Annotated in this window: 21 protein-coding genes; 15 read left to right on the top strand and 6 right to left on the bottom strand. The window is 73.1% G+C overall.

Features of this window, described 5'->3' with window-relative positions:
• The first annotated feature begins 44 nt into the window (after positions 1-44).
• A complete protein-coding gene (locus tag E6W39_RS01950) occupies positions 45-635 on the top strand; it encodes an AAA family ATPase (protein WP_228717906.1) in 591 nt (196 codons plus the stop codon).
• Here the strand turns inward: E6W39_RS01950 and E6W39_RS01955 are convergent.
• A complete protein-coding gene (locus E6W39_RS01955) occupies positions 632-1894 on the bottom strand; it encodes an alpha/beta hydrolase family protein (RefSeq protein ID WP_228717907.1) in 1263 nt (420 codons plus the stop codon). The genes E6W39_RS01950 and E6W39_RS01955 overlap by 4 nt on opposite strands.
• A 36-nt stretch (positions 1895-1930) precedes the next feature.
• On the opposite strand from E6W39_RS01955, the gene E6W39_RS01960 reads away from it, so the two are divergent.
• From E6W39_RS01960 to E6W39_RS01980, 5 genes are all read left to right on the top strand, one after another.
• Positions 1931-2485 (top strand): helix-turn-helix domain-containing protein, encoded by a 555-nt coding sequence (locus E6W39_RS01960; protein WP_141631961.1) that lies wholly within the window; start codon positions 1931-1933, stop codon positions 2483-2485.
• A 32-nt stretch (positions 2486-2517) separates the two neighbouring features.
• Positions 2518-2958: a GNAT family N-acetyltransferase gene (locus E6W39_RS01965; protein WP_141631962.1), complete on the top strand. Its 441-nt coding sequence runs from the start codon at positions 2518-2520 to the stop codon at positions 2956-2958.
• A gap of 78 nt (positions 2959-3036) precedes the next feature.
• Positions 3037-3243, top strand: a complete 207-nt coding sequence (locus E6W39_RS01970) for an alpha/beta fold hydrolase (RefSeq protein ID WP_323808973.1) — start codon at positions 3037-3039, stop codon at positions 3241-3243.
• A gap of 550 nt (positions 3244-3793) precedes the next feature.
• Entirely contained in the window at positions 3794-4078 is a 285-nt protein-coding gene (locus E6W39_RS01975) for a hypothetical protein (protein WP_101384573.1), read from the top strand.
• Between the two features lie 158 nt (positions 4079-4236).
• A complete protein-coding gene (locus E6W39_RS01980; protein WP_141631963.1) occupies positions 4237-4818 on the top strand; it encodes an HdeD family acid-resistance protein in 582 nt (193 codons plus the stop codon).
• 162 nt (positions 4819-4980) lie between these two features.
• Here E6W39_RS01980 and E6W39_RS01985 read toward each other — a convergent pair whose 3' ends face one another.
• Entirely contained in the window at positions 4981-5604 is a 624-nt protein-coding gene (locus tag E6W39_RS01985) for a TetR/AcrR family transcriptional regulator (protein ID WP_228717908.1), read from the bottom strand.
• A complete protein-coding gene (locus E6W39_RS01990) occupies positions 5601-7103 on the bottom strand; it encodes an MFS transporter (RefSeq protein WP_141631964.1) in 1503 nt (500 codons plus the stop codon). Before E6W39_RS01990 ends, E6W39_RS01985 begins: the two co-directional genes overlap by 4 nt.
• A gap of 309 nt (positions 7104-7412) precedes the next feature.
• Here E6W39_RS01990 and E6W39_RS01995 point away from each other — a divergent pair, with 309 nt between their 5' ends.
• Together E6W39_RS01995 and E6W39_RS02000 are read left to right on the top strand one after the other, a co-directional pair.
• Positions 7413-8309: a DedA family protein gene (locus E6W39_RS01995; RefSeq protein ID WP_181799045.1), complete on the top strand. Its 897-nt coding sequence runs from the start codon at positions 7413-7415 to the stop codon at positions 8307-8309.
• A 93-nt stretch (positions 8310-8402) separates the two neighbouring features.
• A complete protein-coding gene (locus tag E6W39_RS02000; RefSeq protein WP_141631966.1) occupies positions 8403-9554 on the top strand; it encodes a DUF5954 family protein in 1152 nt (383 codons plus the stop codon).
• 89 nt (positions 9555-9643) lie between these two features.
• On the opposite strand, the gene E6W39_RS02005 is transcribed toward E6W39_RS02000, so the two are convergent.
• Positions 9644-10270 carry a TetR/AcrR family transcriptional regulator gene (locus E6W39_RS02005; protein ID WP_141631967.1) on the bottom strand — a complete coding sequence of 209 codons (627 nt, stop codon included), beginning with the start codon at positions 10268-10270 and terminating at the stop codon, positions 9644-9646.
• A gap of 138 nt (positions 10271-10408) precedes the next feature.
• Between E6W39_RS02005 and E6W39_RS02010 the strand changes: the two genes are divergently transcribed.
• The 5 genes from E6W39_RS02010 (at position 10409) to E6W39_RS02030 (ending at position 20680) form a co-directional block, all read left to right on the top strand.
• On the top strand, positions 10409-12637 hold the full coding sequence (locus tag E6W39_RS02010) for an MMPL family transporter (RefSeq protein WP_323808974.1): 2229 nt from the start codon (positions 10409-10411) through the stop codon (positions 12635-12637).
• A 166-nt stretch (positions 12638-12803) separates the two neighbouring features.
• Complete coding sequence (locus E6W39_RS02015; protein ID WP_141637485.1) at positions 12804-13883, top strand: aminopeptidase P family protein; 1080 nt, start codon at positions 12804-12806, stop codon at positions 13881-13883.
• Positions 13884-14133: 250 nt separating this feature from the next.
• Entirely contained in the window at positions 14134-16989 is a 2856-nt protein-coding gene (locus tag E6W39_RS02020; RefSeq protein WP_181799046.1) for a helix-turn-helix transcriptional regulator, read from the top strand.
• A 205-nt stretch (positions 16990-17194) separates the two neighbouring features.
• On the top strand, positions 17195-18841 hold the full coding sequence (locus tag E6W39_RS02025) for a S53 family peptidase (RefSeq protein WP_228717909.1): 1647 nt from the start codon (positions 17195-17197) through the stop codon (positions 18839-18841).
• A gap of 204 nt (positions 18842-19045) precedes the next feature.
• Positions 19046-20680, top strand: a complete 1635-nt coding sequence (locus tag E6W39_RS02030; protein ID WP_228717910.1) for a translation initiation factor 2 — start codon at positions 19046-19048, stop codon at positions 20678-20680.
• A gap of 36 nt (positions 20681-20716) precedes the next feature.
• Here the strand turns inward: E6W39_RS02030 and E6W39_RS02035 are convergent, their stop codons facing one another.
• The gene (locus E6W39_RS02035) at positions 20717-22870 is read right to left on the bottom strand and encodes an NB-ARC domain-containing protein (protein WP_228717912.1); all 2154 of its coding nucleotides are present in this window, start codon (positions 22868-22870) and stop codon (positions 20717-20719) included.
• A gap of 60 nt (positions 22871-22930) precedes the next feature.
• Positions 22931-23425 carry a PaaI family thioesterase gene (locus E6W39_RS02040; RefSeq protein ID WP_141631971.1) on the bottom strand — a complete coding sequence of 165 codons (495 nt, stop codon included), beginning with the start codon at positions 23423-23425 and terminating at the stop codon, positions 22931-22933.
• 86 nt (positions 23426-23511) lie between these two features.
• Here E6W39_RS02040 and E6W39_RS02045 point away from each other — a divergent pair, with 86 nt between their 5' ends.
• Positions 23512-23979 carry a winged helix-turn-helix transcriptional regulator gene (locus E6W39_RS02045; protein ID WP_141631972.1) on the top strand — a complete coding sequence of 156 codons (468 nt, stop codon included), beginning with the start codon at positions 23512-23514 and terminating at the stop codon, positions 23977-23979.
• A gap of 120 nt (positions 23980-24099) precedes the next feature.
• Positions 24100-24942, top strand: a complete 843-nt coding sequence (locus tag E6W39_RS02050; protein WP_141631973.1) for an SAM-dependent methyltransferase — start codon at positions 24100-24102, stop codon at positions 24940-24942.
• Positions 24943-25019: the final 77 nt, after the last annotated feature.

Below are 25019 nucleotides of genomic sequence, written 5' to 3' on the forward strand. Positions count from 1 at the left end.
TGCGCAGGCAGGCGGCCCGACTCCCAAATCGAGAGGAGACCATCATGGTGCGCCGCTTCGTCCTCACCGGGACTCCCGGCGCGGGCAAGACCACGCTGCTGCACGCGCTCGCCGAGCGCGGTCATGCGGTGGTCGAGGAGGCGGCCACCGAGGTGATCGCCCGGGCACAGGCGGTCGGGGTGGCCGAGCTGTGGACCCGCCCGTCGTTCGTCGACGAGATCGCGGCGCTCCAGCGGGAGCGCCAACTGGCGCCCTGCGAGCGGCCGGTACAGTTCTTCGACCGCTCGCCCGTCTGCACCCACGCGCTGGCCGACTACCTCGGCCACCCGCTGCCGCCCGGCCTGCGCGCGGAGTTGGACCGGATCGTCGCGGCCAAGGTGTACCAGCCGACCGTGTTTTTCATCCGCAACCTCGGCTTCTGCGAGCCCACGGCCGCGCGCCGGATCAGCTTCGCGGAGTCGCTGGAGTTCGAGCGCCGGCACGAGGAGAGCTACCGGGCCTTCGGCTTCACCCTCGTCGAGGTGCCGGCCGCGCCGGTGGCGGAGCGGGTGGCCCTGGTGGAGGCGGCGATCGGCACGCCAGGGCTTGCCATCCCTCCCAACCCGCCGGAGCCGGCCGCCTTCCCACCCCGCTAGTGCCGCGCCAGCCAAGCCGCGACGTCGTCCAGCACCGCCTGGTCGAGGTGTCCCGGGTGTGCGTACTCGGCCGGGGTGGCGGGTCCGCTGCCGGCGAAGAAGAGGTGGTTGACGTCCGGGTGGATCCGGATCGTCACATCGGTCCGGTCCGCGAGGGCGGCCTGCCAGCGGGTCAGGTCGTCGGCGACGGTGACCTGGTAGTCCCGCCCGCCCTGCAGGATCAGCATCGGGCGGGCCAGTGCGGCGGCGATGGCGACCGCGTCGTAGGCACGCAGGTCCAGCCAGTAGGCGGCGGAGTAGCCGAGCGGCAGCAGCTCTGACGGGGTGTCCGGTGCGAGATCGGGCCCGCCCGCCAACTCGGCCTGCCGGGCCAGCGCCGCCACTGCCGCGTCGGCGCCCGGCCCGGGGTTGAGCGCGGCCAGGTAGCGGGCGACCCGGACGGCGGCCTGGTGCATCGGCTGGGCGTCCGCGGCCAGCAGCACCAGGCCCGCGATCGACGGGTCGGCGGCGGCGATCCTGGGCGCCACCTTGCCGCCCATGCTGTGGCCGAGCAGGTGGATCCGGTCGGCGGCCACCTCGGGCTGCTGCCCGAGCAGGCGGACGGCGGCCAGCGCGTGCGGCAGGTACTCGTCCGCCATGGTGTGGTCCGCCGGCAGCCGGTCCGGGTGGGCGAACGTCACCTTGTCGAAGCGCAGCGAGGCGACCTGGCGGGCGGCCAGGCCCCAGGCGAGGTCCTTGAGGGGCTTGTTGGGGCCGCTGGTCCCGTCCCGGTCGAAGGCGCCGCCACCGCTGAGCAGGACCACGGCGGGCCAAGGGCCGGGGCCGTCGGGCAGCGTGAGGGTGCCGGGCACGGCGAGCGGGCCGGTGCCGAGCAGCACCTCGCGCTCGGTGCGGCGATCGGGCTGCGCGTAGTGCGGCGGCTGCCACTCGGCGTCGCCCTCCGGGGCCAGCCGCAGTCCGTGCAGCAGGCCGTCACCGCCCACCGAGACCACCACCGTGAAGCCGCCGCCCGCGCAGCGCACCGGGATCCGGACCCGTACCAGGCCGCCCGCGCCCGGCTCGCTCACCGGCTCCCCGATCGTCGCGACGTCGCCCGATCCGGCGATCGCGCCCGTCCAGGCGAGCCGTAGCGCCTCCTCGGACACCGCGGCGCGCAGCGGCGGAGCGAACAGCTCCACGGTCTCGGCGAAGCGCTCAGCCAGCAGCAGCGCGGCGGAGTCGGCGGCCATCGCCCGTGCGTCCTCCTCATTTATTCTCATACTTGAGAACGGTAGCAGCTGTGAGAGCATTCGGACATGGACTCCCTGGAACTCCTCGCCCACCCCATCCGGCTGCGGATCGTGCATGCGATGGGCGGCGGGCGGCTGCTGACCACCGCTCAGCTCTGCGCGCGGATCCCCGAGGCGTCGAAAGCCAGCGTCTACCGGCACATCGACCTGCTGGTCGGCGGCGGGATCCTGGAGGTGGCCGAGGAGCGACGGGTGCGCGGCGCGGTGGAGCGGCACTACCGGCTGCGCCAGGACCGGGCCGTGGTCGGCCCCGAGGCGCTCCGCGCGCTCACCCCTGACCGCCATCGGCAGGCCTTCGCCACCGCGATGACCGCGCTGCTGGCCGAGTTCAGCGCCTACCTAGACCGTCCGGACGCCGACCCGGTGGCCGACCAGGTGGGCTACCGGCAGCACGCCCTCTGGCTCAGCCCTGCGGAACTCGACGAGCTGATCGGCGAGTTGCGGGCGGCCATCGCACCCAGGCTGGCCAATCGGCCGAGCCCCGAGCGGGCGCAGTACCTGCTGAGTCCGATCCACTTCCCGGTGGAGGCCGCCCCCGGGCAGGAGCCGCAATCCCGTTGACGCCGTGCGGCCCGCACCGGTTGGCTGCCGCCATGCAAACCCTGATGATCCAGCAGGCGGTCGGCGACGCCATGCTCGCCGACTGGCGGCACGTCCACAACACCATCATCCCGACCGACCCGCTCTCCCTCGACCAGGTGCGCGAGCGGTCCGGGCGCTACCACCTCGAACTCGCCGTGCTGGACGGGGTCGTGGTGGGTTGCAGCACGGTGCGCCCACCCGGCGCGGAGGAGCCGGCCGCCACCGTGATCGCCCGGATCCTGCCCGAGTACCGCCGCCGGGGCTTCGGCACCCTGCTGTACGAGAGTGGGCTGGCCCGGGCCGGGGAGTTGGGCGCTCCGGCCGTCGAGACCATCGTGCTGGCCGGCAACACCGAGGGGCTGCGGTTCGCCGAGGCGCGGGGCTTCGTCGAGGTGGAGCGCTACCTGCTGGACGGGGACACCATCCCGTTCGTCACACTCCGACTGGGCTGACCGACTCCCGCAGCAGCGCCAGCCGTTCGGCCGTGTCGGTGCCGGGCGGCGGGGTGTAGAGCTCCATCCGCTGGTCGCATGCGGCACCTGCTGCCGAAGATCACCGCGCCGACCCTGGTGATCGGCTGCGCCCAGGACGCCACCATTCCGGTGGCGCACAGCCGGGCCCTGCACGCGGCCATCGCCGGCAGCAGCTACACGGAGCTGGACACCGGGCACGTGGCGTCCTTCGAGCGGCCGGAGGAGTTCGTCGCGCTGGTGGACGGCTTCACCCCGGCCGACTGAACGGCCGGACCGCCGGGTTCCGGGCCACCGGGTTCCGGAGCGGCGATGACGGCGTCGATGACGGCGTCCAGGACGGAGTCCAACACGGAGTCCAACACGGAGTCCGGGACGAGGAGGAAACGTCCGAAAAAAAATTCTTCGAAAGGGTGTGACACTTCCCCGGCCCCCGGCGCTGAAGAGGTGAATGGAGCACCCAAGGGCTCCGGACGGCTGGTGGCTTCCCCGGGCACGCCAGCCGACCGGATCGCCGGCGGCGTCGACTGTGCAGAGATCGGCCGCCGGCTCCCGGGTGGGCAGGTTTCCCTGGCCTGCCACACCCAAGACGCCCCCTGGGCCCGGTCCGGCTGGGGTCGGCCGGATCGGGTCCAGGCCGGGCCTGGCATCCCGAAAGACCCCGAAATCGGCCGCGGCCGCCTGGATCTGGCGGGCCCCCGACTGCGCGATCGCCGAACAAGCCAGCTAGCATGTGACGGGTTGTCACACCGTGTAGCGGTACACCGCGCCGCCACACACTCCATCGCAGGCGATCCCCCCGAAGTGGAGACAGCGCATGGCAGACGAACCGGCGACCTGGGCGACCTGGACGACCAAGAACGTATGGGCCGGGCCCGGCGGGGTCCGCACCGTCGAAGGGGCGCAACTCAACGGCGACCTGAGTGTGCACACGACCTGGACGGGCACCGAGGCGATCCTGACCGTGCAGTACACCGATGCGCAGGACTGGTTCACGCTGCAGGGCAGCCCGATCGAGGTCGACGAGGAGCAGGCCGCCCGCGCCTGGCACCAGAACGCGGTCGAGGCGGTGCGGGCCGGCAACGGCGGCGCACTGACCTGACGACCTGCCGCACCGACGGGCCCGCCCTCCGCGTTCTGGGGGCGGGCCCGTCGCTTTGGCGGCAGGCCCGTTCCACATCCAAACCCGGCAACCACCGTCCGCACTCGTTCGGCCTACCGCGGGTGCGTATCAGCAGGTCGGCGACGAGGGTGGCTGGTATGACGCTTCCACAGAACGGCTCCCCCACCAGCCCGCTCGGCGCGCTCGCCCGGTTCGGTTGGCACAGTGCTCTGACCATCGGACTGCTCGGTGTCCTGCTCGGTGTGGTGGTGCTGGCCTGGCCCGACCGGACACTGGCCGTGGTCGGCGTGCTCTTCGGCGTCTATCTACTGATCAGCGGCATCCTGCAGCTGGTGCTGGCCGCGACGGTGCACACTGCCACGGGGCTGCGGGTCCTCGGCTTCATCAGCGGGGCGCTGTCGGTGCTGGTGGGACTGCTCTGCTTCCGCGGTCCCTACCAGTCGGTGCTGCTGCTGTCGCTGTGGATCGGGATCGGCTGGCTGTTCCGGGGGATCACGGCCACGGTCGCGGCGCTGGACGTGCCGAACGGGACGCCGGGACGGGGCTGGCAGATCTTCCTCGGCGTGATCACCGCGGTCGCCGGGGCGATCCTGCTGATCGACCCGTTCAGGTCGATCCTGGCGCTGGCGGTGATGGCCGGGATCTGGCTGCTGGCGCTCGGGGTGATCGAGATCGGCCACGCGATCGCGCTGCGTTCCCAAGCCAAGCGCCTGGCCTGACCCGGGCCGCTCATCCGGCCTGATCCGGGCCGACCCAACTGGCCTGACCCGGGCCGCTCATCCGGCCTGATCCGGGCCGACCCAACTGGCCTGCCCCAGGCCGGGTAGCCGGCCCGCCCCGGGCCGAGCGGCGACCCTGTCCCGGCCCTGTCCCGGCCCTGGTCAGGCCCGCAGGCTCTCCAGCACGTCGCGCAGCAGCGGCTCCAGCTCCGCCACGCCGACACCGGACAGCTCCGCGAACGCGCCGCTGGAGCGGGCCATCAGCACGCCCGCGAGGGCGGCGGTGGCCACCTCGGCCCGGAGCTCGGCCCGCTCCACCCCGTCGGTGGCGAGCCGCTCGCGCAGCGGGTCCACCAGCCGCTCCTGCACGTGGGCCCGGGCCGCCCGCTGGACGGCGCTGTTGTCGCCGGGCAGCATCAGGGCCGAGAAGGACGGGCTGAGGCCGCGCCGGTCGAAGCGGGTCAGCAACCAGTGCAGCCGGTCCTCGGCCAGCAGGTCGGCTGGCGGCTGATCGCCCTGCTCGGCGCGGACCGCCGCGAGGTAGAGCTGCACCTTGCCGCCGAAGTAGCGGGCGATCAGCGCCGGATCGACCCCGGCGCGTTCACCGATCTCCCGGGTGGTGGTGCGGTCGAAGCCGCGGTCTGCGAAGAGCTCCATGGCCGCCTGGAGCAGCAGTTCACGGCTGCGTGCGGCATCGCGGCGGCGCGGGGCGGCGGCAGCGCCGGCACCGGGCGCGGCCTGGGCCTCGGCATCGCGGTGCTGCGGGGCCTCGGTGGGCTCGGTCAACTGGTCACCCGCAGCGGCACTTCGTCCTCGCCGGGCGCGATGTCCGCCAAGCTCTCCTCCACCATCAGCTCCTCGTCCACGCTCGCCCGCCGGGCCACCGCGGCGGCGCGCCTCGGCAGCACGATGGTAACGAGTCCGATCAGCACCCAGACCACGCACCCGAACAGCAGGGCCGCGCGGTATCCGGACTCGCTCGGCAGCCGGTGACCTGCGGCGGTGTGCGCCTGCAGGATCGCGCCGCAGAGCGCGCTGCCGGTGGAGTACCCGATGTAGCGAAGCACCTGGTTGAAGCTGACGGCGCTGCCGATCTCCCGGGCCGGCACCGAGCTGACGATCAGTCCGGGCATCACCGCGAAGGTGCAGCCGACGCCCAGTCCGGCGACCGCCATCACCACCAGGATCTGCCACAGGTGCTGGTGGGCCGACAGGAATACCAGCATCGACAGCAGCGAGACCGCGCAGCCGACCGGCAGCACGGCGGCGGTGGAGGTGCGCCGGGCGAGCACCGGGACGACCTTGCTGGAGAGCACGCTCATCACCGAGAACGGCAGCAGTGCCAGGCCCGCCACCACCACCGAGGCGCCGAAGCCGTAGCCGGCCGCGGTGGGCGTCTGGACGAACCGGGTGACCAGCGACATCAGCAGGTACATCGCCACGCCCGCGACGACGCCGGTGACGTTGGCGGTGAGCACCACCGGGTTGCGCAGGGCGCGCAGGTCGACCAGCGGGTGGGCGGTGCGCAGCTCGTGCCGGGCCCACCAGGCGAGCAGCAGCAGCGAGACGACACCGAGGACGAGCAGGCGCGGGGCCGTCCATCCCCAGCTCTCGCCCTCGGTGAGCACCAGCAGCAGACCGGTGACCGCGAGGCCGAGCAGCGCCGCTCCGAGGGCGTCCAGCGCGTGGCTCTCGCGGTGGGTGTTGGCGGGCAGCACCAGGATGGCGAGCAGCAGGCCGAGGGCGCTGATCATCGCGCCGAACCAGAAGCCCGCGTGGATGCCGAAGGACTGGGCGATCAGGCCGGTGAGCGGGTAGCCGAGGCCGACGCCGGCCACCGTGGTGATGGAGAGCAGGGCGACGGCGGAACGGGAGCGGGCCTCCGGCAGGTTGTCCCTGGCGATCGCGATGGCCAGCGGGGTGAGGCCGAGGCCGACGCCTTGCAGCGCGCGGCCGGCCAGCAGGAAGCCGAAACCCAGCGGCAGTGCGGCCAGCACGCTGCCGACCACCACGACGGCGGCGGCCGTGAGCACCACCGGGCGGCGGCGCGGCCCGTCCCCGAGCCGGCCCATCACGGGGGTGGCGACGGCGCCCACCAGCATGGTGACGGTCAGCGACCACTGGGCGTTGGCCAGCGAGACGTGGTCGACGGACGCGATGGTCGGGATCAGCGGCGCACCGAGGCTGCTGATCACCGCCACCACGGTGCCGAGGAAGACCAGCACGGGCACCAGGGCGCGTTCGCGTGCCGTGGCGGGTCGGGGTTCGGGTAGCGCCGTCGTCATGGGTCGTCCCCTCCTGAGGTTCCTGGGGTGAGCCGGCCGTGGGTGCATCGGGCTGAGGTGGAGCAGGCCGCCGGCCGGGCCGGGTGGGCGCGGCGGACCGTCGTCGTCCGATGTTTGTCATCAGTCGATGTCTTCACCTGATGTCTTCAGATGATGACATACTTCGCCGAGAGGTTCGCGCCGGGGGACGGTGGAATCAATCACTCGTTCGGCGTGTTGTCTTTTCGCAGGTCGCTCTGCCGGAGTGGCCCGTTCGTGCCTGCCCGATCACCCGTCGCTGCCTGACCGCAACCGCTCCTGGGGGCCGCCGTGAACCTCACCGCACTGGTGGCGGGCGCGGGCGGGTGGGCCTATGCGCTGATCTTCCTGTTGACGGCGGGCGAGACCAGCGCTTTCGTCGGCCTGGTGCTACCCAGCGAGACGGTGGTGCTGTTCGCCGCCGCGCTCTCCAGCCGCGGGGTGCTGAACCCGTTCCTGCTCGCCCTGGTGGTGATCACGGGCGGCATCGTCGGCGACAGCACGGGCTACTGGCTCGGCCGGCTGTTCGGCAAGCGGGTCGACGCTCCGTGCCGGCGCCGGCGGATCAAGCCCGGCGGTCGGATCGACCGGGCCGCCGGCTATCTGCGCCGACGCGGCGGACCGGCCGTGTTCACCGGGCGGTTCATCGGGTTCGTGCGGTCCTTCGTGCCGTTCACGGCGGGCGCCGCTCGGATGCCGTACCGCTCGTTCCTCGGCTACAGCGCGGCCGCCTCGCTCACCTGGGGGCCGCTGAACGTCGCCGCCGGGTACTTCCTCGGCGCCTCCGCCGCCGGACTGCTGCGCACGGTGGGCCTCGCGGGGCTGATCGCGGTCGGCGTGGCGGTGCTGGTGCTGGCGGGCGCGCTGGCGTGGCGGCAGCGCCGCAGGCGCGCGACGGCCGCCTCCGAGCCGCCGACCGAGCCCGCCACCTCAACCGCACCGCGCGACGAGCCGGCCACCCCGACCGCAGCGCGCGACGAGCCGGCCACCTCGACCGCACCGGGTGCCGAGCCGGTCGCCGAGGCGCCTGCCGCGCCGGCCGAGCCCTCGAAGGAGCTCACCGCACCGACGGAGCCTGCGACGGGCCCCGCCGCCCCGGCCAAGCCCCACGCACCGCGCGAGCCGCAGGACGCCCCCGGGCCCACCCGCCCGCTCGCCGGCCACGGCTCCCCCCACCGGCGCACCTGACCCTCGCCGCCCCCGCACCCGCGCGCTCGCCCGGATGGCTGATTCCCCGCCAATCGACTGCGCCAAGTGACCGAACGACTGCATGCTGTCGCCATGACGGATGACTCACCGAACATCCCGGGCCAGCGAAACACTCGGGCAACCACGCCCGATGAGCCGATCGCGGCCCTCAAGGACATCGAGGCCTGGCAGGCCCGCGACCGCTACCCCGAGCTGCGCGGCTTCAGCGGGCCGGTGTTCGGCATCGCCACCGAGCTGGCGGAGGGCGGCTGGCAGCTCTGCCGCCACCTCGGCCACCCCGACCCGCAGAGCAGCCGGGACAGCATGGCGCTGATGTTCCGCCAACGTGCCGCGGCGGCCGAAGCCGCTGGCGAGGCATCGGCGCAGCGGGAGTTCCTGGCCGCCGCCAAGCGGCTGGACTGGGAGGTCGTCGACGAGCTGGCCGTGCTCGGCAGGCGCTACCGCGTGGTGCGTGCCGAGCTGTTCATCCGCAGCGGTGCGGACGGCCCGGAGCCGCCGCGCCCCACCGACCCCGACCCGCATCCGGTCGGGCACGCCTTCGGGGACGACGACGGGCTGGACGGGCTGCCGCTCGACCCGGGTGCGCCGACCGAGCTGTGCGAGGGCGTCCTCAAGCTGCAGCTGCTCCGGCTGGTCCGCCCGGCCCGTTCACTGGCGCCCGGCGCGGTGCGGGACGCCGAGGCGGCCCGCCGCGACCACCCCGACGGCGTGCTGCTGCCGACCGCCTTCTCGATCGCCGAGCAGTCGACCTTCGGCTGGCGCCCCGAGCCGGCGGTGCTCTGCCGCACCCCGCAGGCGGCCCGCGACTTCCTGTCCATGGACCTGCGGGTGATGTCCCCGGTGATGCGCGGGTTGGATGCGGCCGAGCGCGCGGTCTACGCCGAGGCTGCGGACCTGCTCGACGACACCAGGTGCGACGAGGTCGAGGTGGCCGGGCGACTGCTGCGGGTGATCCGGGTGGAGCGGCTGCTGCGGATGGGGCCGGACGGCCCGGAGGGGCCGCGCCCGTCGGACCGCAGCCAGGAGCCGCCGCTGAAGGTGCACGATCACCAGTTGCGGGAGCGCGGCCTGGTCGATGCCGACGGCTACCCGACCGAGCTGCCGCTCCCGATCAGCCCCGCAGCCAAGGAGCTGGCCCGGCTCTTCGAGGAGGCTCTGGCCTTGCGGGCCGAGCGCGATGCCAAGCACGGCCGGCAGGGCGGGCACCGCAAACGCCGGCACTGAACAGACGCCGCGAACACCGGCGCCGAACGGATAACCCGCCCGCACCCGAGGCGCCACCGGGTGCGGGCGGCAAGGCTGTTGACGATCCGTCAGGATGTCCGGGCGGGCCGGCCCAGGCAGAGGCCGATCATGGTGGCCACCAGCAGGTCGAGCTGCCGTGCGGCCTCCTCGTCGGCCTGCTCGCCGGCGCGGCGCAGCACCAGGTAGCGGGTGACCAGCCCGTCGAAGCCGGCCAGGAACTGGATGGCGAGCTCGTGCGCGGGCAGGGCCAGCTCCAGGCCGTGGGCCTCGGCGACGCCGCTGATGATGGCCGTCGCAGTCTCCTCGGTCCGCTTCTGGAGGCCGCTCATGATCTCCTGCAGATCCGGGTCGCGCAGGGCCAGTGCCGCGAACTCCTCCAGTAGCACACACCGCCCCTCCGCTCCGACGGAGCTCTCCCAGAGCCCGTCCACCATCGCCCGGACCTGCTCCTCGAACGGCCCCTCGGCGGGGGCCGAGCTGTGCACCTGCTCCATGACGTCGGCGGTCAGCTGCTCGACCACGGCGCGGTAGAGGTCCTTCTTGGTGCCGAAGGTGTAGTGCACCGTCGCCTGCGCCACGCCCAGTTCGGCGGCGATCGCCCGGGTGCTCCCGGCGGACACCCCTTCGCGGGTCATCAGGTCGATAGCGGCCCGGATCAGCTGCGGGCGTCGTTCGGAGGCGGGGACGTGTGCCATCAGGCCAGAGTATCGCCATGTTCTGATGACTGAGTTGTTCGACGATGTCAGACGTTCATGTCACTCGACTTTGTCAGTCGACCAAGTTGCGCGTACGGTGAGGAACGACCTGGCCGAGCACGCCTTTGCCCCGAGGACATGACGCTGTCGGCCGCGATTCCTGAGCGGGGGTTCCACATGGCCACCTACCTGTACCGACTAGCCCGATGGTGTTTCCGTCGGCGCCGGACCGTGCTCGCCGTCTGGCTGGCCGTGCTGATCGCGATCGGCGGCGCGGCCGGGGCGTTCGCCGGCAGGACCAGCGACGAGTTCAAGGTCCCGGGCACCGAGGCGCAGACCACCCTCGACCACATCAAGGGCACCTTCCCGGCGCAGGGCCACGGCTCCGCGCTGGTGGTCTTCTCGACCGAGCAGCCCGGCGGCATCAAGGCGCCGCAGACGGCGGCGGCGGTCAGCGAGGCGGTCACCGCGATCAAGGCGGTGCCGGGCGTCGCGGCCGCCCCCGACCCGTACACCAGCGGTGCCGTCGCACCGGACGGCAAGACCGTGCTGGTGCCGGTCTCCTTCGACAGCAAGCTCGCCGACATCACGGACCACCAGCGTGACGCGGTGGAGGCGGCCGCCGAAGCGGCGCACGCCGCGGGGCTGACGGTCGCCTTCGGCGGTGACGCCTACAACAAGATGGCGCAGGTCGGCGGCGGGGAGTCGGTCGGTCTGCTGATGGCCGGGGCGGTGCTGGTGATCACCCTGGGTTCGCTGGTCGCCGCCGGACTGCCGCTGGCCACCGCGCTGGTCGGGGTCGGCATCGCGATGGCCGGGCTGCTCACCCTGGCCGGCTCGTTCGAGATCATCTCGACCGCGCCGGTGCTGGCACTGATGGTCGGCCTGGCGGTCGGCATCGACTACGCCCTCTTCATCGTGTCGCGGCACCGCCACCATCTCGCCGAGGGGCTGGAGCCCGAGGAGGCCGCCGCCCGCGCCACGGCGACGGCCGGCAGCGCGGTGGTCTTCGCCGGGCTGACGGTGGTGGTGGCGCTGGCCGGCCTGGCGGTCGCGGGCGTGCCGTTCCTCACCGTGATGGGCCTGGCCGCCTCCGGCGCGGTGGTGGTGGCCGTGCTGGTCGCGATCACCCTGCTGCCCGCGCTGCTGGGCTTCGCGGGCCGCGCCATCGACCGGCTGCCGATGTGGCGGCGTGCGCTGCGCTCCCCCGGTCGGCGCACCATGGGCGAGCGCTGGGCGGGCTTCGTGGTGCGCCGCCCGCTGGCCGTGCTGGTGGCCGGACTGGCCGCGCTGGCCGCCCTGGCGGTGCCGGCGGCGAGCCTCGACCTGGGCCTGCCGGGCGGCGGTTCACAGGCCGTCGGCACCGACGCCCGGACGGCCTACGACCAGGTCAGCCGCAGCTTCGGGCCCGGTTTCAACGCCCCGCTGGTGGTGGTCGTGGACGCCGGGCAGGCCGCCGCGCCCGAGCAGGCGGTGCAGACCGTGACGCATGAACTGTCCGGTCTGAAGGACGTGCAGTCGCTGCTGCCGCCGACCGTCGACCAGCCGAGCCGCACGGCGCTGCTGACCGTGATCCCGCGCAGCGGCCCGGACGACGCCGACACCCGGCAGCTGGTGAACCAGATCCGCGACCAGCGCGGTGCGCTGCAGGCCGAGACCGGCGCGCGGATCGCGGTCACCGGCACCACGGCCGCCAACATCGACGTCTCCAACAAGCTCGGCGCCGCGCTGCCGCCGTTCGTCGCGGTGATCGTCGGTATCGCGCTGGTGCTGCTGGCGCTGGCCTTCCGGTCGATCCTGGTGCCGCTGAAGGCGGTGGCCGGTTTCCTGCTCAGCATCACCGCCTCGCTCGGCGCCGTGGTGGCGGTCTACCAGTGGGGGTGGCTGGACGGCGTGATCGACGTGCCCAAGGTCGGTCCGGTGGTGAGCTTCGTGCCGATCCTGCTGATCGGGGTGCTGTTCGGGCTGGCGATGGACTACGAGCTGTTCCTGGTCTCCGGCATGAAGGAGCAGCACGCGCACGGCATGGCACCGCGCGAGGCGGTGGTCGCCGGCGTGAAGAACGGTGCCCGGGTGGTCACCGCGGCGGCCCTGATCATGATCTCGGTCTTCGGCAGCTTCGTCTTCGGCCGTGACCCGATCGTCCAGCCGATCGGATTCGCGCTGGCGGTGGGTGTGTTGGTGGACGCCTTCGTGGTGCGGATGGCGTTGGTGCCGGCCGCGATGGCACTGTTCGGGCGGGCGGCGTGGTGGTTCCCCGGGTGGCTGGAGGGGCTGGTACCGCGGGTCGACATGGAGGGCGAGCAGCTGCCGGCGCGGCTGGAGCAGCCCGAGGAGGAGACCGCGCGGACGGCCGCACGCGTGTGACGGCGGGTTCCCGCCGAGTGGCCGCCTGCTGGAGATCCGTCGCCTGACGAATCCCCGAGCAGGCGGCCGCCTGCGCTGTTACGCTGCGCCCAGCCAGGCGCCCCCTCACCCGGAAAGGCAGGCCGCAGTGCCGATCCCCTTCACCACCCAGGATTTCGCCGACCGGATGACCCGGGCCGCCCGGGAAGCCGCCCGCGCCGGGCTGGCCGGGCTGGTCATCACCCCCGGGCCCGACCTGGTCCATCTGACGGGGTACCAGCCCACCGCCATCACCGAGCGGCTGACCGCCATGGTGCTCCCGGCCGACGGCGCCCCCACCCTGCTGGTGCCCAAGCTGGAGCGGCCGGACGCCGAGCACGCCATCGGCGCCCCGGCGCTCCAACTGGCCGACTGGACCGACGGCATGGACCCGTACCAGGTGCTCCGCCCGCTGCTGGATCCGGCCGGCCGGTACGGCATCAGCGACTCCGCCTGGGCGATGCACCTGCTGGGTCTCCAAGAAGCCCTGCCCGGCGGCTCGTTCAGCTCGCTGACCAGTTCACTGCCGATGCTGCGCGCGGTGAAGGGCGAGGACGAGCTCGAGCGGCTGGCCGCCGCCGGCGCGGCCGCCGACGCCACCTACCGGGCGATCCTGACCGTGCCGTTCGCGGGTCGCCGGGAGTGCGACATCGCCGCCGACCTCGCCGCCCGGCTGCTCGAATTCGGGCACAGCCAGGTCGACTTCACCGTGGTCGGCTCGGGCCCCAACGGCGCCAACCCGCACCACGAGGCGGGCGACCGGGTCATCCGGCCCGGCGACACCGTGGTGCTGGACTTCGGCGGCCTCAAGGACGGCTACGGCTCCGACACCACGCGGACCGTGCACGTCGGCGCGGAGGTGCCCGACCAGGTGCGCGAGGTGCACGAGGTGGTGCGCCGGGCCCAGCAGGCGGCGTTCGAGGCCGTCCGCCCCGGGGTGGCGTGCCAGGAGATCGACCGGGTGGCCCGTGCCGTGATCACCGAGGCCGGCTACGGCGAGTACTTCATCCACCGGACCGGTCACGGCATCGGCATCACCACCCACGAGCCGCCGTACATGATCGAGGGTGAGGAGCAGCCGCTGGTCCCCGGCATGTGCTTCTCCATCGAGCCCGGCATCTACCTGCCCGGCCGCTTCGGGGTCCGGATCGAGGACATCGTCACCGTCACCGAGACCGGCGGCCGTCGCTTCAACGACACCTCGCGCGAGCTGGCCATCGTCGAATAGCAGCGTCCGGCCGACCGGGGCGTCGCCGACCGGCACGCCCTGGTCGCCGCCGGTCCACTGACGGTGATCGGTTCCGGTATCGGCACCGAATGCCCGCAGAACGGTCGCCGAGCCTGCTCCTTTGACCGGAACGGGATGCCCGTGGCCCACGTCTGTCTCCCCAAGGATGACGTGAACACGAGAACCGCCGAAGGGACTGCTCCGGGTGATGGAGATGGCTGCCGGACCCGTGTCCGCCCATGAAAGTGTCATGAACAGGGCAGTCGAGGCGATGCGGGAGGCTCCCGGCGTGCTGCTGCTCGGCCCGCCGAGGATCGGGCGCTCCCGACTGCTGGAGCAACTGGTGGCGCACGGCCGGGCGATCGGCGTGCGGGTGCTGCGCTGCTCGCCGGTGGCGGCGGAGCAGGCGCTGCCGTTCATGGGGCTGATCGACCTGCTGGAGGACGTCGACGACGAGGCGCTGGACCGGCTGCCGGCCGGGCAGGGCGACGCGTTGCGGGCCGCCCTGCTGCGCGGCGGCCAGCCGGACGCGGGTCAACTGGGCGACGCCCGGGTGCCGTTGGCCGTACTGACGCTGCTGCGGCAACTCGCCGACCAGGGGCCGGTCTGGCTGGTGGTGGACGACCTGCACTGGGTGGACGAGCCGACCGCGCGGGTGCTGGGGTTCGTGGCCCGCCGGATCGGCGGGACGCTGCTGCGCATGGTGGCCGGCGAACCCGTCGCCGCCGGGCGAGGTCCGGCGTTCGCCTCGCTCTGCCCGCCCGGGACCGCGCGGCTGACGGTTCCGCCGCTGACGCCCGCCGAGTTGGCGGTGCTGCTGGCCGAGCACGCCGGGCAACCGCTGCCGTCCGCCACGGTGCGTGAGATCGCCCGGGTGGCGCGCGGCAATCCCGGCGATGCGCTGGAGCTGCTGCGCACGCTGCCGCCCGACGGCTTGCCGTTCAATGCCCCAGCGGCGAACGGCGGGTCGAGCGATGGCCTGAGCGGTTGGGTCCACGGCGGCCCGAACCGGGCGCCCACGGCGGCCGAGCCGCCGGGCGGGCACCACGCCGAGCTGCTGCGCACGCTCCCGGAGCCGGCCCGCGAGGCGCTGCTGCTGGTCAGTGCCGCCGCGCGCCCCGACCTCACCCTGCTGGCCACCGCCGGCGGGCCGTCCGTCACCGTCGAGTTGGAGACCGCCGAACGGCTGGGCATGCTGCGGATCGCCCCGGACGGCCAGGTCGTCTTCGACAGCCCGGCACTCGGTCGCGCCGTCTACGCCGAGGCCGGCGGCCGGTCCCGGCGAAACGCGCACGCCCGGCTGGCCGCGGCGGAGACCGAGCCGGTGGAGCGCGCCAGACACCGGGCGCTCGCCAACCCGGCGCGTGACGAGGAGGTCGCGCGGAGCCTGATGACCGCCGCCGCCACCGCCCGGCGGCGCAGCGCCCCCGGCACGGCCGCCGAACTCGCCGCCCTCGCCGTGGCCCGCACCCCGGTCGAGCAGCCCGAGTTGCGCACCGAACGCCGCCTGACCGCCGCCGACTACGCGGTGGACGCCGGCCACCGGGACGCCGCGCGCGCCGAGGCGCAGGCCCTGCTGGAGGAGCCCGACCCCGAGGTGCGGGTGCGGGCTCGCCTGGTGCTGCTGCGCTGCGCCGGGCAGTCACTGGAGCACGAGGGCGGTCTGATCCGGGACGGGCTGGCGGAGGCCGCGGCCGCCGACTCGCCCGGCCTGGAGGCCCGGTTGCGCTGCTGGCAGGCCGACCGGGATCTCCTCGCGGGCCGGCTCGACCAGGCCGAGGCGGCGGCGGGGCGGGCCGCCGACCTGGCGGCGGCGGCGAACCAGCCCGAGACCCAGCTGGAGGCGCTGACCACACTGGCCTACCTGCGGCGACTGGGCGGTGACCCGCGTGCCGAGTCCACCCTCGCCCTGGCGCTGGAGACGGCCCGCGCGAACGGCATCGACGACGTGCGGCTGCGCGAGGCCCTGATGACCGAGGCCGTCTTCCATCTGCATGCCAACCGGCTTGCCGCGGCGGAGAGTTCGCTCCTGGAGCTGCTCAGGAGGTTCACCGGCCAGCTCGGGATGGAGGAACTGATCGACGTGACGATCCAGTTGGCCGGTGTGCGGATCCGGGCCGCGGACTGCGCCGGGGCGCTGCGGGCCGCCCGGCAGGTGGCCGCCCTGCACGCGCGGCGCCTGGGAGTCGAGCAGACCGGCGAGGACGGCTACGGGGCTGCGTTCGAGGAGGCGGGCCCGGTCGCCTACGTCACGGCGGCGGCCGAGTCGGTGGGCGGCTCACTGGAGTTGGCCCGGCAGCTGGCCCAGCGCGGGGCCCGCACCGCCGAACTCGAGGGTGATCGCTTCTGGCTGCTGTGGAACCTCACGGTGCTCGGCCGGGTGCACCTGATGGGCGAGGAACCCGAGGCGGCCGTGCGGGCGTTGCGCAAGGCGCTGGACATCGAGCGTGCCATGGGCATCGTCGATCCGGGGGTCGGCCGCTGGCACGCCGACCTGGTGGAGGCCCTGGTGTGCCAGGGCGGCAGGGCGGCACTGGACGAGGCCAGGGCACTGCTGGACCAGGTGACCGAGGCGGCCCGGCGGCTGGACCGCGAGGCGGTGCTCGGGTGCCTGGAACGGGCCGAGGCGCTGTGGCACCTGGCGCACGGTGAGCACGCCGAGGCCGCCGCACTGCTGGAGCGCGCCGTCGCACGGCTGCGGTCCGAGGGGGTTCCGCTGGAGCTGGCCCGGGCGCTGGCCGCCCAGGCGCAGCTGGAGCGCCGACGGCGGCGTCAGGGGGCGGCCCGGTCGGCGGCGGACGAGGCCCTGCGGATCTGTCAGGACACCGGGGCGGCCGCCTGGTTGGGCCCGATCAAGCGGCGGATCCAGGGTGGCGGTGGCGGGCGCGCCGGTGCGGCGCGGCAGCCGGCCGACGCGTCCGGCGCGGTGCTGCTCACGCCCTCGGAGCAGCGGATCGCGGCGCTGGCGGCAGACGGGGCGACCAACCGGGAGATCGCGGCGGCCTGTTACATCAGTGTGAAGACGGTGGAGGCGTCGCTGTCGCGGGTCTACCGCAAGCTCGGCGTGCGCTCGCGCACCGAGCTCGCCAAGGCGCCGACGGACTGACGCGAGGGCGTAACCCCCTTTCCTGATAGGGCACCCTACGTTTCCTGGACGTTTCCTGATGGCGGGTCAGTACAGGGACGACCGAGGGTTTTCACGGCTGCCGGGTGACCGGCGGGGATCTTACGGTTGCTCAGTCCCCGCCGATCGGTCCCCAACCTTTCAGCGGCGATCCATTGATGCATCCATGACAAGGAAGGATCTCCTTGTGACTCCCCACCGTCTCAAGGTCCTCGGCGCGCTCGCCGCGCCGATGTCGGTCATCGCCGCCCTCGCGCTGACCAGCCCCGCCCACGCGGCCCCCCAGCCGCAGCTCGCCGTCCACGGCGACGTGGTCAAGGCGCTCGCCCAGTCCGTGCGCACCGGCGACGTCGCGCCGACCGACAAGAAGGACGTCACGGTCAGCCTCGCCGTGCGCGACCAGGCCGGTCTGCAGAGCTTCCTCAAGCAGGTCTCGGACCCCAAGTCGCCGCAGTACAAGCACTACTTGACGGTCAAGCAGTTCGCCGACCGGTTCGGCGCCAGCGACAAGACCATCTCCCAGGTCACCGACTACCTCAAGGGCCAGGGCCTGGCGGTCGGCAAGGTGTCGGCCAACCACCTCACGGTGACCGCCTCCGGTAGCGCGCAGCAGCTGGAGAAGGCCTTCAACACCCACCTGGCCACCTTCCACGACAACCACGCCGCGCGCGACTACTTCGCCAACACCAGCGCCCCGACGCTGCCGGCCACCTTCGCGTCCCAGGTGGTCGACGTCGCCGGTCTGAACAACTACACCGTCCACTCGCACTTCAGCCACGCCAACCCGGCCGTCAAGCCGAGCGCCACCGCCGACGCGTCGGCCGGCCTCGACCCGACCAGCGGCAAGGCCGCCTACGACCTCACCGGGCTCAACGGCAACGGCTACACCGGCAGCGGCCAGACCATCGGCCTGGTCGAGTTCTCCTCGTACGACCAGTCGGACGTCGACGCCTACGACTCCAACTACGGCCTGAACGTCAGCGCCCCGACCGTGGTCCCCGTCGCCGGCGGCACCACCGACAGCTCGGGCGCGGGCGAGGTCGACCTCGACATCCAGGTGATCCAGGCGCTCGCCCCCGGCGCCAACATCAAGGTCTACGAGGCGCCCAACAGCACCGCCGGCGACGAGGCCCTCTACTCGCAGCTGGTCAGCGACAACGTGCCGATCGTCTCGATCAGCTGGGGCCAGGCCGAGTCCGGCACCACCGACTCGCAGCGCAGCGCAGACGACAACACCTACCAGGAGGCCTCGGCCCAGGGGCAGTCGTACTACGCGGCCTCCGGTGACAGCGGCTCCGACGACGCGGGCAACGGCGGCACCTCGGTCGACTACCCGGCCAGCGACCCATACGTCACCGGCGTCGGCGGCACCACCCTGTCCGCCAACTCCGACGGCAGCTACGCGGGCGAGACCGCCTGGTCCGGCAGCGGCGGCGGCACCTCCACCTTCTACTCGGCCCCCAGCTACCAGTCCTCGCTCGGCATCACGCAGCGCGAGGTGCCGGACGTCGCGGCCGCGGCCGACCCCAGCAGCGGCTGGGCGGTCTACACCGGCGGTGCCTGGCAGGAGATCGGCGGCACCAGCGGCGCCGCCCCGAACTGGGCCGCCTTCACGGCCGTCTACAACCAGTACGCGGCTGCCAAGGGCGGGGCGAAGTTCGGCTTCGCCAACCCGACCATCTACAACCTGGCCGGCGGCTCCAACTACGGTTCCGCCTTCCACGACGTCACCAGCGGCTCCAACGGCGCCTTCTCCGCGGGCACCGGCTACGACCAGGTGACCGGCTGGGGCTCGTACGACGGCCAGAACTTCATCACGTCCAGCCTCGGCTGACGCATCGGCCGTAGCACGTGCCCGGGCGGTGCCCCAGGGGATCCGGCCTCCCCTGGGGCACCGCCCGGTAGGATGCCGTTCGAGCTTCTAAAGACAGCGTCGGACGGCTACGATTGACGGTTCCCAGCAGGCAGCAGGCAGCAGGCAGCAGGCAGCAGGCAGCAGGCAGCGCCGCGGTCCGGTGCCGCGTTGCGGTGCCGTTCGGTGCTGGTTGCCGTCCGGTCGGCGACCGCGCTGCACCGGCTGCTCGACGTCCTGCCGGTCTTCGACGGTGACGACCGGATCGCCAGCCGCTTCACCCTGGTCCCCGGCTCGGACTTCGATGTGGACGCCCTCGCCGCCCTGGAACACGCCGGCGCCCGGCTGATCCCCTGGGACGAGGCCCGACGCGGCGGGCACGACCTGGTGCTGAGCGCCAGCCCGAAGGGCGCGGTGTGGGCACTGTCCGGGCCGCGCGTCCTGCTGCCGCACGGCGCCGGCTTCAACAAGGCGATCAGCGGCGACGGTTCGCCCGGGATCCCGTCCGGACTCGATCCGCACTACCTGCTCGCCGACGGTGAACCCTGGGCCAGTCTGCACGCGTTGGCCCACGGCGACCAGCTCGCCCGGCTCGCCGAGCACTGCCCGCCGGCGGCGGCCCGGGCGGCCGTGGTGGGCGACCCCACCCTGGACCGGATCCTGGGTTCGGTGATCCATCGGGAGGGCTACCGTGCCGCGCTGGGCACCGGTGACCGCCGGCTCGTCGTGCTCACCGCGAGCTGGGGTCCGGAGTCCCTGCTGTCCCGGCACCCCGGGCTGCCGGCCGAGTTGGTCGGCGGCCTCCCCTGCGACGACTACCAGTTCGCCCTGGTCCTGCACCCCAACGAGTACAGCAGGATCGGCGAGTTCGACCTCGCCCGGCAGCTCGCGCCTGCACTGGCGGCGGGCCTGGTCCTGGCCGGGCCCCATCAGGAGTGGGCCGCGCTGCTGATCGCCGCGGATGCCGTGATCACCGACCACGGCTCCACCGCGCTCTACGCCGCCGCCCTCGGCCGCCCGGTGATCGGCGCCTACGACGGCGGCGACGAGTTGATACCCGGCAGCCCGATGGCCGACCTGCTGGCCAAGGCGCCCCACCTGGGCGACCCCGCCGAGCTGCCCGAAGCCCTGCGCCAGGCCGTCGCCCAGGACGCCCGCCCGGCCGCCGAAGCCGCCTTCGCGCTGCCGGGCGAGTCGCTGCCGCGACTGCGCCACGAGCTGTACCGGCTCCTGCAGTTGGAGCCGCCCGCTGCCGCCCCGACGATCCGTCAGCTGCCGCAGCCGAGCGCCGCACCCACACCGCCGTCGGCCTTTGCAGTGCAGATCCCCCAGCTGACCGGGCATCACATCACCGTCGAGCGCTACCCCTCCTTCCGGTCCGGTCCTGTCCACCATCGGGCGGCCGCCCATCCGGACGCCGGCCTGCGGCAGGTGCAGAGTGCGGCGGTGCTGTGGCGCCATGCGCAGCGGCAGGATTCCGCCACCCCCGCTCCCAACAGTGCCTGGACGGCGGCCGGTTGGACCGCTCACGTCCTGGCGGAGCTGCCCGGGCGCCGTACTGCCGCCGCGATCCTCGGCGCGGACCGCTGCCTGATCCGGCACCACCGAGCCGGACTCGTTGCCGTCCGCATCGAACCGAACCGGGCAGACGGCCGAGTGCGGCGCGCGGACCCGACGGCCGTGGTCTCGGCCGTGCACGCCTGGCTCAACGCCAACTCAGCGTGGACGGCGCCTACTTCACTCGACTGCCGAGTCGGCCGGCTCGCCGTCCGGGTGGAGCTGGCCGCCCCTGGCGCCACCGACCTCGATCACGAGCTCTGAACGGGCGTCGGTCACTCGGTCAGTAGGTTCAGCAGGTCAGGAATCCGCCAGACCTCCGGAGCGCTCGGTCAGCAGGCGAGCCTCAGCGCGCTGCCGCCGGGCCTCCGCCGGGTCACCCAAGTCATCTGCGAGACGGGCGAGTTCCTTCAGAACGCGTACCTCCTCGGTGCTGGAGCCGCGCTCGCGAGCCGCGACCAGGGCCGCCCGCATCAGGGCCGACGCCTCGTCCGTACGACCCAACCGCCGCAGCGCCCGTCCCAATTCGAAGCCGGTGCGGGCGATCATGCGCTCCCGCTCCTGGTGACGGGCCGCCTGGTGAGCCTCCTCGAACAGCTCGGCCGCTCGCGTGTGATCCCCGGCGCCGAGAGCGGCCTTGCCGAGCTGGTACGTCTGCAGCAGCACACCATAGGCGTTGTCGATCGCCTGGTGTTCGCTCCTGGACAGCTCGAAGTCGACCGCGGCGCCGGCCCAGTCGTGCTGGGCGAGTTTCAGCAGGCCGCGGAACTCCACGGCGGAGGCCTTCAGTTTGCGATCCTTCGGGTCGTCGCCCAGGCCGTCAGCGGTGCCCATGGCCTGCCGCAGCTGCTCGGCCGCATCGCCGAACAGCTCCTGCTCCCAGAGCGGGCGCGCCAGTTGGCAGCGCATGCGTACCATCAGCCGGCGGTCCTCAAGGCGGTCCGCAGCGGCGATACCGGTGCCGAAGGCCTCGATGACGTCAGCGTAGTGCGGGTGGTCGAGGAAGTGCGTCCACAGCGGCTCGCACAGCGCCGCAGCATCCACGAACCAGCCGGAGTCGTACGCCGAGCGCACGCAGCCGTACAGGGCCAGGCGGTGCGCCTCCAGCCAGCGGAGCGCGGCGGCCTTGCCGTTGGTGCCGGCGAACTCGACGTCGGGCACGTCGGGAAGGGCGGCTTCGAGCTCCGCGAACGTCATCCGCGAGCCGGCCGCCAGCAGGTCCGCCCGGGCCGCCTGACGCCGGTACCAGCGGACCAGCCGCCGGCGGGCCGCGGTGCGTTCCGTGCCCTCCGGGTCCGCCTGGCGGGAGCGGCGTTCGGCGTGGCCCCGGAGCAAGTCGTGCATCCGGAATCCCTCGGGCCGGTATTCCAGCAGCCCGGCCCGCTCCAGCTCCTCCAAGGCCTCCTCGGCCGCGAGCGGGCCGGCCCCGAGCAACGCGGTGGCGGCCGCAGCGGTGACCGCCGGTGCCGGGAACTGCGGCAGCACCCGGTAGAGCCGGGCCGCCTCCAGCCCGAGGCCGTCGTAGGCGGCGTCCCAGACGGCCTCCACGATCGGGATGCCCCGCTCCCGCAGCTCCGCGGTGAGCTCGGCGACCAGCCTGCTCAGGCTGCGCCGCCGGTACTTGTGGGCCCACCGCCCGGCGACGTGCAGGGCGGCGGGCAGGCCGCCGCAGCCGCGCGCCAGCTCCAGCACCGCTTCCGGCTCGGCGGCCGGCCGCTCGTCGTCGACGAGTCGGCGGAGCAGCCGCACCGCGTCCTCCTCGGCGAGCGGCTGCACCGGCACCTCCACCGAGTCGGCGCCGGGCGGCTGCTGGAGCGCCCCGTGGCCGGCCACGATCGCCATGCTCCCCGGCGATGACGGGATCAGCAGCTCGACCTCGGTGTCGGAGCCGGCGTTGTCGATCACCACCAGCAGGCGCTTGCCGTTGGTGCGGCTCCAGTACTGCTTCTGACGGCCCGCCGGTGACCGCTTGAGCCACTCGGGCGCGACGCCGAGGCCGGTCAGCAGTTCCGCGTGCACATCGGCGAGCTCCACCGCGCCGTCCCGGCGGTAGTCGTCGAGGTCCACGTACAGCACACCGTCGGGGAACCGGTCGCTGAGCGCGCGACCGACCTCGAAGCTCAGCGCCGTCTTGCCGATCCCGGCCATCCCGACCAGCGTCACGACCCGTGGACCGCGCTCCCCTGGTCGGCTCTCGGCCGCGCCCCGGATGCGCTCCTGTTCCGCCTGGCGGGCGACGAAGAGCCGGATCGCGGGCGGCAGTTGGTAGGGCGGTTCGGCCTCCGGCGGCGGCGCCGCCTGGATGTGCTGGTGCAGCTCGCCGATCTGCTGGGCCTGCACCACCGCTCCCACCCGTGCCTGCCCGCTCACGGTGTTGTGCGTCCCTCCGGAGCGCTCCCCGCCGGGGAGGGTTCCGTCGGGGAGCGTCCCGCCCTCGTGTGTCTCGTCGGCCACGCCCCAACCCTACGCCCCGGTAGGGCTCCTGACGTGGCAACAGGACATTTCCGGTCCCGCTCAGCGCGGCGGCATCGGGAAGAGCATGCAGCTGCTGGTGGCGTGCGCCAGCAGGCGGTCGTCGCCGTCCAGGAGTTCGGCCTGCGCGAGGGCGGTGCGCCGCCCGTGGCTGAGCACCTTGCCGACGGCGCGGATCTTGCCGGTGTCCACCGTCATCGGACGCAGGAACTTCACCGTCAGGTCGAGCGAGGTGTAGCCCATGCCCTCGGGCACGATCGAGTGCACCGCGCAGCCCGCGGCCGAGTCGAGGAGCGTGGCGTAGACACCGCCGTGCACGCTGCCGATCGGGTTGTAGTGCTCCTCCCCCGGCTCCAGCGCGAACACCGCGTGCCCGGCCGCCACCTCCTCCAGGCCGAATCCGAGCATCGCCATGATGGGCGGATGGGGAACGCGACCGGCGAGCATCTCCTCCAGGAACGCCAAACCGCTCAGCCGGCCGACCGCGGCCGCGGTCTCCCGGGGGTCCTCCCATACGAACGTGCGCGACCTCTTCATGACCACCTCTCCGCTGGCTTCGTATCTCGAAGCTAGCCATCGCCATGACTGGGTGTCAATCATGAAGTCAGCCTTAGGATTGGCCCATGGATTGGCTGGAGTTGAGCACGGACAACTGCACCGTGCAGCGCGCACTCGCCCTGATCGGCGAGAAGTGGACGCTGCTGGTGCTGCGCGATGCCATGAACGGCGTCCGCCGATTCGACGACTTCCGCCGGCACGTGGGCCTGTCCGAGGCCGTGCTGGCGGACCGGCTGCGCAAGCTGGTCGCCGCCGGGATCATGCAGACCGTCCCCTACCGCGAGCCCGGCCTGCGGACCCGGCACGAGTACAAGCTCACGCCGAAGGGCTGGGACCTGTGGCCGGCGATGATCGCCCTGAAGCAGTGGGGCGACCGCTACACCGCCGACCCGGACGGCCCGCCCTGGGAGGTCGACCACCGCGACTGCGGCGCCCGGCTGCAGACCGTCGTCGGCTGCGCGGCCGGCCATGGTCCGTTGACGCCGTTTCAGGCCGAGGGCCGGGTAGGAGCATCCGCTCGCCGGCCGGAGTGACCAGGTCGGCCGGAGTGGCCGGGTGAGCCGGAGCAGCCAGGTGATGGGGTGTCACCTGCATGATCATCAGCTTGGCTACACTTCGACCAGATGGCAGCAGGCACAAGGGGAGGGTCGGGGATGAACGCGGACGATCTGGGGCAGGACATACCGCTCAGCACGCAGATCCGGCAGGACATACCGCACAGCGCCCGCATGTACGACTACTTCCTGGGCGGCAAGGACCACTTCGCGGTGGACCGGGAAGCCGCCGAACGGGTGCTCACGGTGTTCCCGACCATGAAGACCGCGGTCTGGGCGAACCGGGGGTTCATGCAGCGGGCCACCCGGGCCTTGGCGGAGCGCGGCCTGTCGCAGTGGCTCGACGTCGGCACCGGCATCCCCACCTCGCCGAACCTGCACGAGGTCGCGCAGTCGGTGGTCCCCGGAGCACGGGTCGTCTACGCGGACAACGACCCGATCGTGCTGGCGCACTCCCGGGCGCTGATGACCAGTACGCCCCAGGGCCGGACCGCCTACATCCACGGTGACGTGCGCGACCCGGACACCATCCTGCACGCCCCGCAGCTGACCCAGACCCTCGACCTGGGGCAGCCCGTGGTGCTGTCGCTGGTCGCACTGCTGCACTTCGTCCCCGACCTCGACGAGGCGCGCGGCATCGTGGACCGGCTGCTGAAGCCGCTGCCGGCCGGCTCGGCCCTGGTGCTCTCGCACGCCACGGCGGAGCTGGACCCGGAGGGTGCCTGCCAGGTGCAGCAGATCTACAACCAGGTCGGCACCACCCTCAAGCTGCGGCCCGCCGCCGAGTTCGCGACCTTCTTCGAGGGCCTGGAGCTGCTGGAGCCGGGCATCGTCCCCGCCCACCGCTGGCGCCCCGACGCCGCTGGCGACGCCCACCGCCTGCCCGCGGGGGCCACCGACGCGGACGTGTCGTTCTACGCCGGGGTCGGCATCAAGAAGTAGGCGCGTCGCGCAGCCGTCGAGGCACCGCGGAGCGGGCGGGTGAACACTGGAAGCGTGGCCTGCGCCCACCGCTCGCC

It is taken from the genome of Kitasatospora acidiphila (assembly GCF_006636205.1).
Taxonomy (GTDB): Bacteria; Actinomycetota; Actinomycetes; order Streptomycetales; family Streptomycetaceae; genus Kitasatospora; species Kitasatospora acidiphila.

Bases quoted from the DNA above. Each gene is read 5' to 3' on its own strand.
- E6W39_RS02045 (WP_141631972.1), top strand. From the start codon at position 23,512: ATGGATTGGCTGGAGTTGAGCACGGACAACTGCACCGTGCAGCGCGCA.
- E6W39_RS01990 (WP_141631964.1), bottom strand. From the start codon at position 7,103: ATGACGACGGCGCTACCCGAACCCCGACCCGCCACGGCACGCGAACGC.
- E6W39_RS02040 (WP_141631971.1), bottom strand. From the start codon at position 23,425: ATGAAGAGGTCGCGCACGTTCGTATGGGAGGACCCCCGGGAGACCGCG.
- E6W39_RS02010 (WP_323808974.1), top strand. From the start codon at position 10,409: ATGACGCTGTCGGCCGCGATTCCTGAGCGGGGGTTCCACATGGCCACC.
- E6W39_RS01970 (WP_323808973.1), top strand. From the start codon at position 3,037: ATGCGGCACCTGCTGCCGAAGATCACCGCGCCGACCCTGGTGATCGGC.
- E6W39_RS02015 (WP_141637485.1), top strand. From the start codon at position 12,804: ATGACCCGGGCCGCCCGGGAAGCCGCCCGCGCCGGGCTGGCCGGGCTG.
- E6W39_RS01965 (WP_141631962.1), top strand. From the start codon at position 2,518: ATGCAAACCCTGATGATCCAGCAGGCGGTCGGCGACGCCATGCTCGCC.
- E6W39_RS02050 (WP_141631973.1), top strand. From the start codon at position 24,100: ATGAACGCGGACGATCTGGGGCAGGACATACCGCTCAGCACGCAGATC.
- E6W39_RS01980 (WP_141631963.1), top strand. From the start codon at position 4,237: ATGACGCTTCCACAGAACGGCTCCCCCACCAGCCCGCTCGGCGCGCTC.
- E6W39_RS02005 (WP_141631967.1), bottom strand. From the start codon at position 10,270: ATGGCACACGTCCCCGCCTCCGAACGACGCCCGCAGCTGATCCGGGCC.
- E6W39_RS02000 (WP_141631966.1), top strand. From the start codon at position 8,403: ATGACGGATGACTCACCGAACATCCCGGGCCAGCGAAACACTCGGGCA.
- E6W39_RS01950 (WP_228717906.1), top strand. From the start codon at position 45: ATGGTGCGCCGCTTCGTCCTCACCGGGACTCCCGGCGCGGGCAAGACC.
- E6W39_RS02020 (WP_181799046.1), top strand. From the start codon at position 14,134: ATGAACAGGGCAGTCGAGGCGATGCGGGAGGCTCCCGGCGTGCTGCTG.
- E6W39_RS01960 (WP_141631961.1), top strand. From the start codon at position 1,931: ATGGACTCCCTGGAACTCCTCGCCCACCCCATCCGGCTGCGGATCGTG.
- E6W39_RS01955 (WP_228717907.1), bottom strand. From the start codon at position 1,894: ATGAGAATAAATGAGGAGGACGCACGGGCGATGGCCGCCGACTCCGCC.
- E6W39_RS01975 (WP_101384573.1), top strand. From the start codon at position 3,794: ATGGCAGACGAACCGGCGACCTGGGCGACCTGGACGACCAAGAACGTA.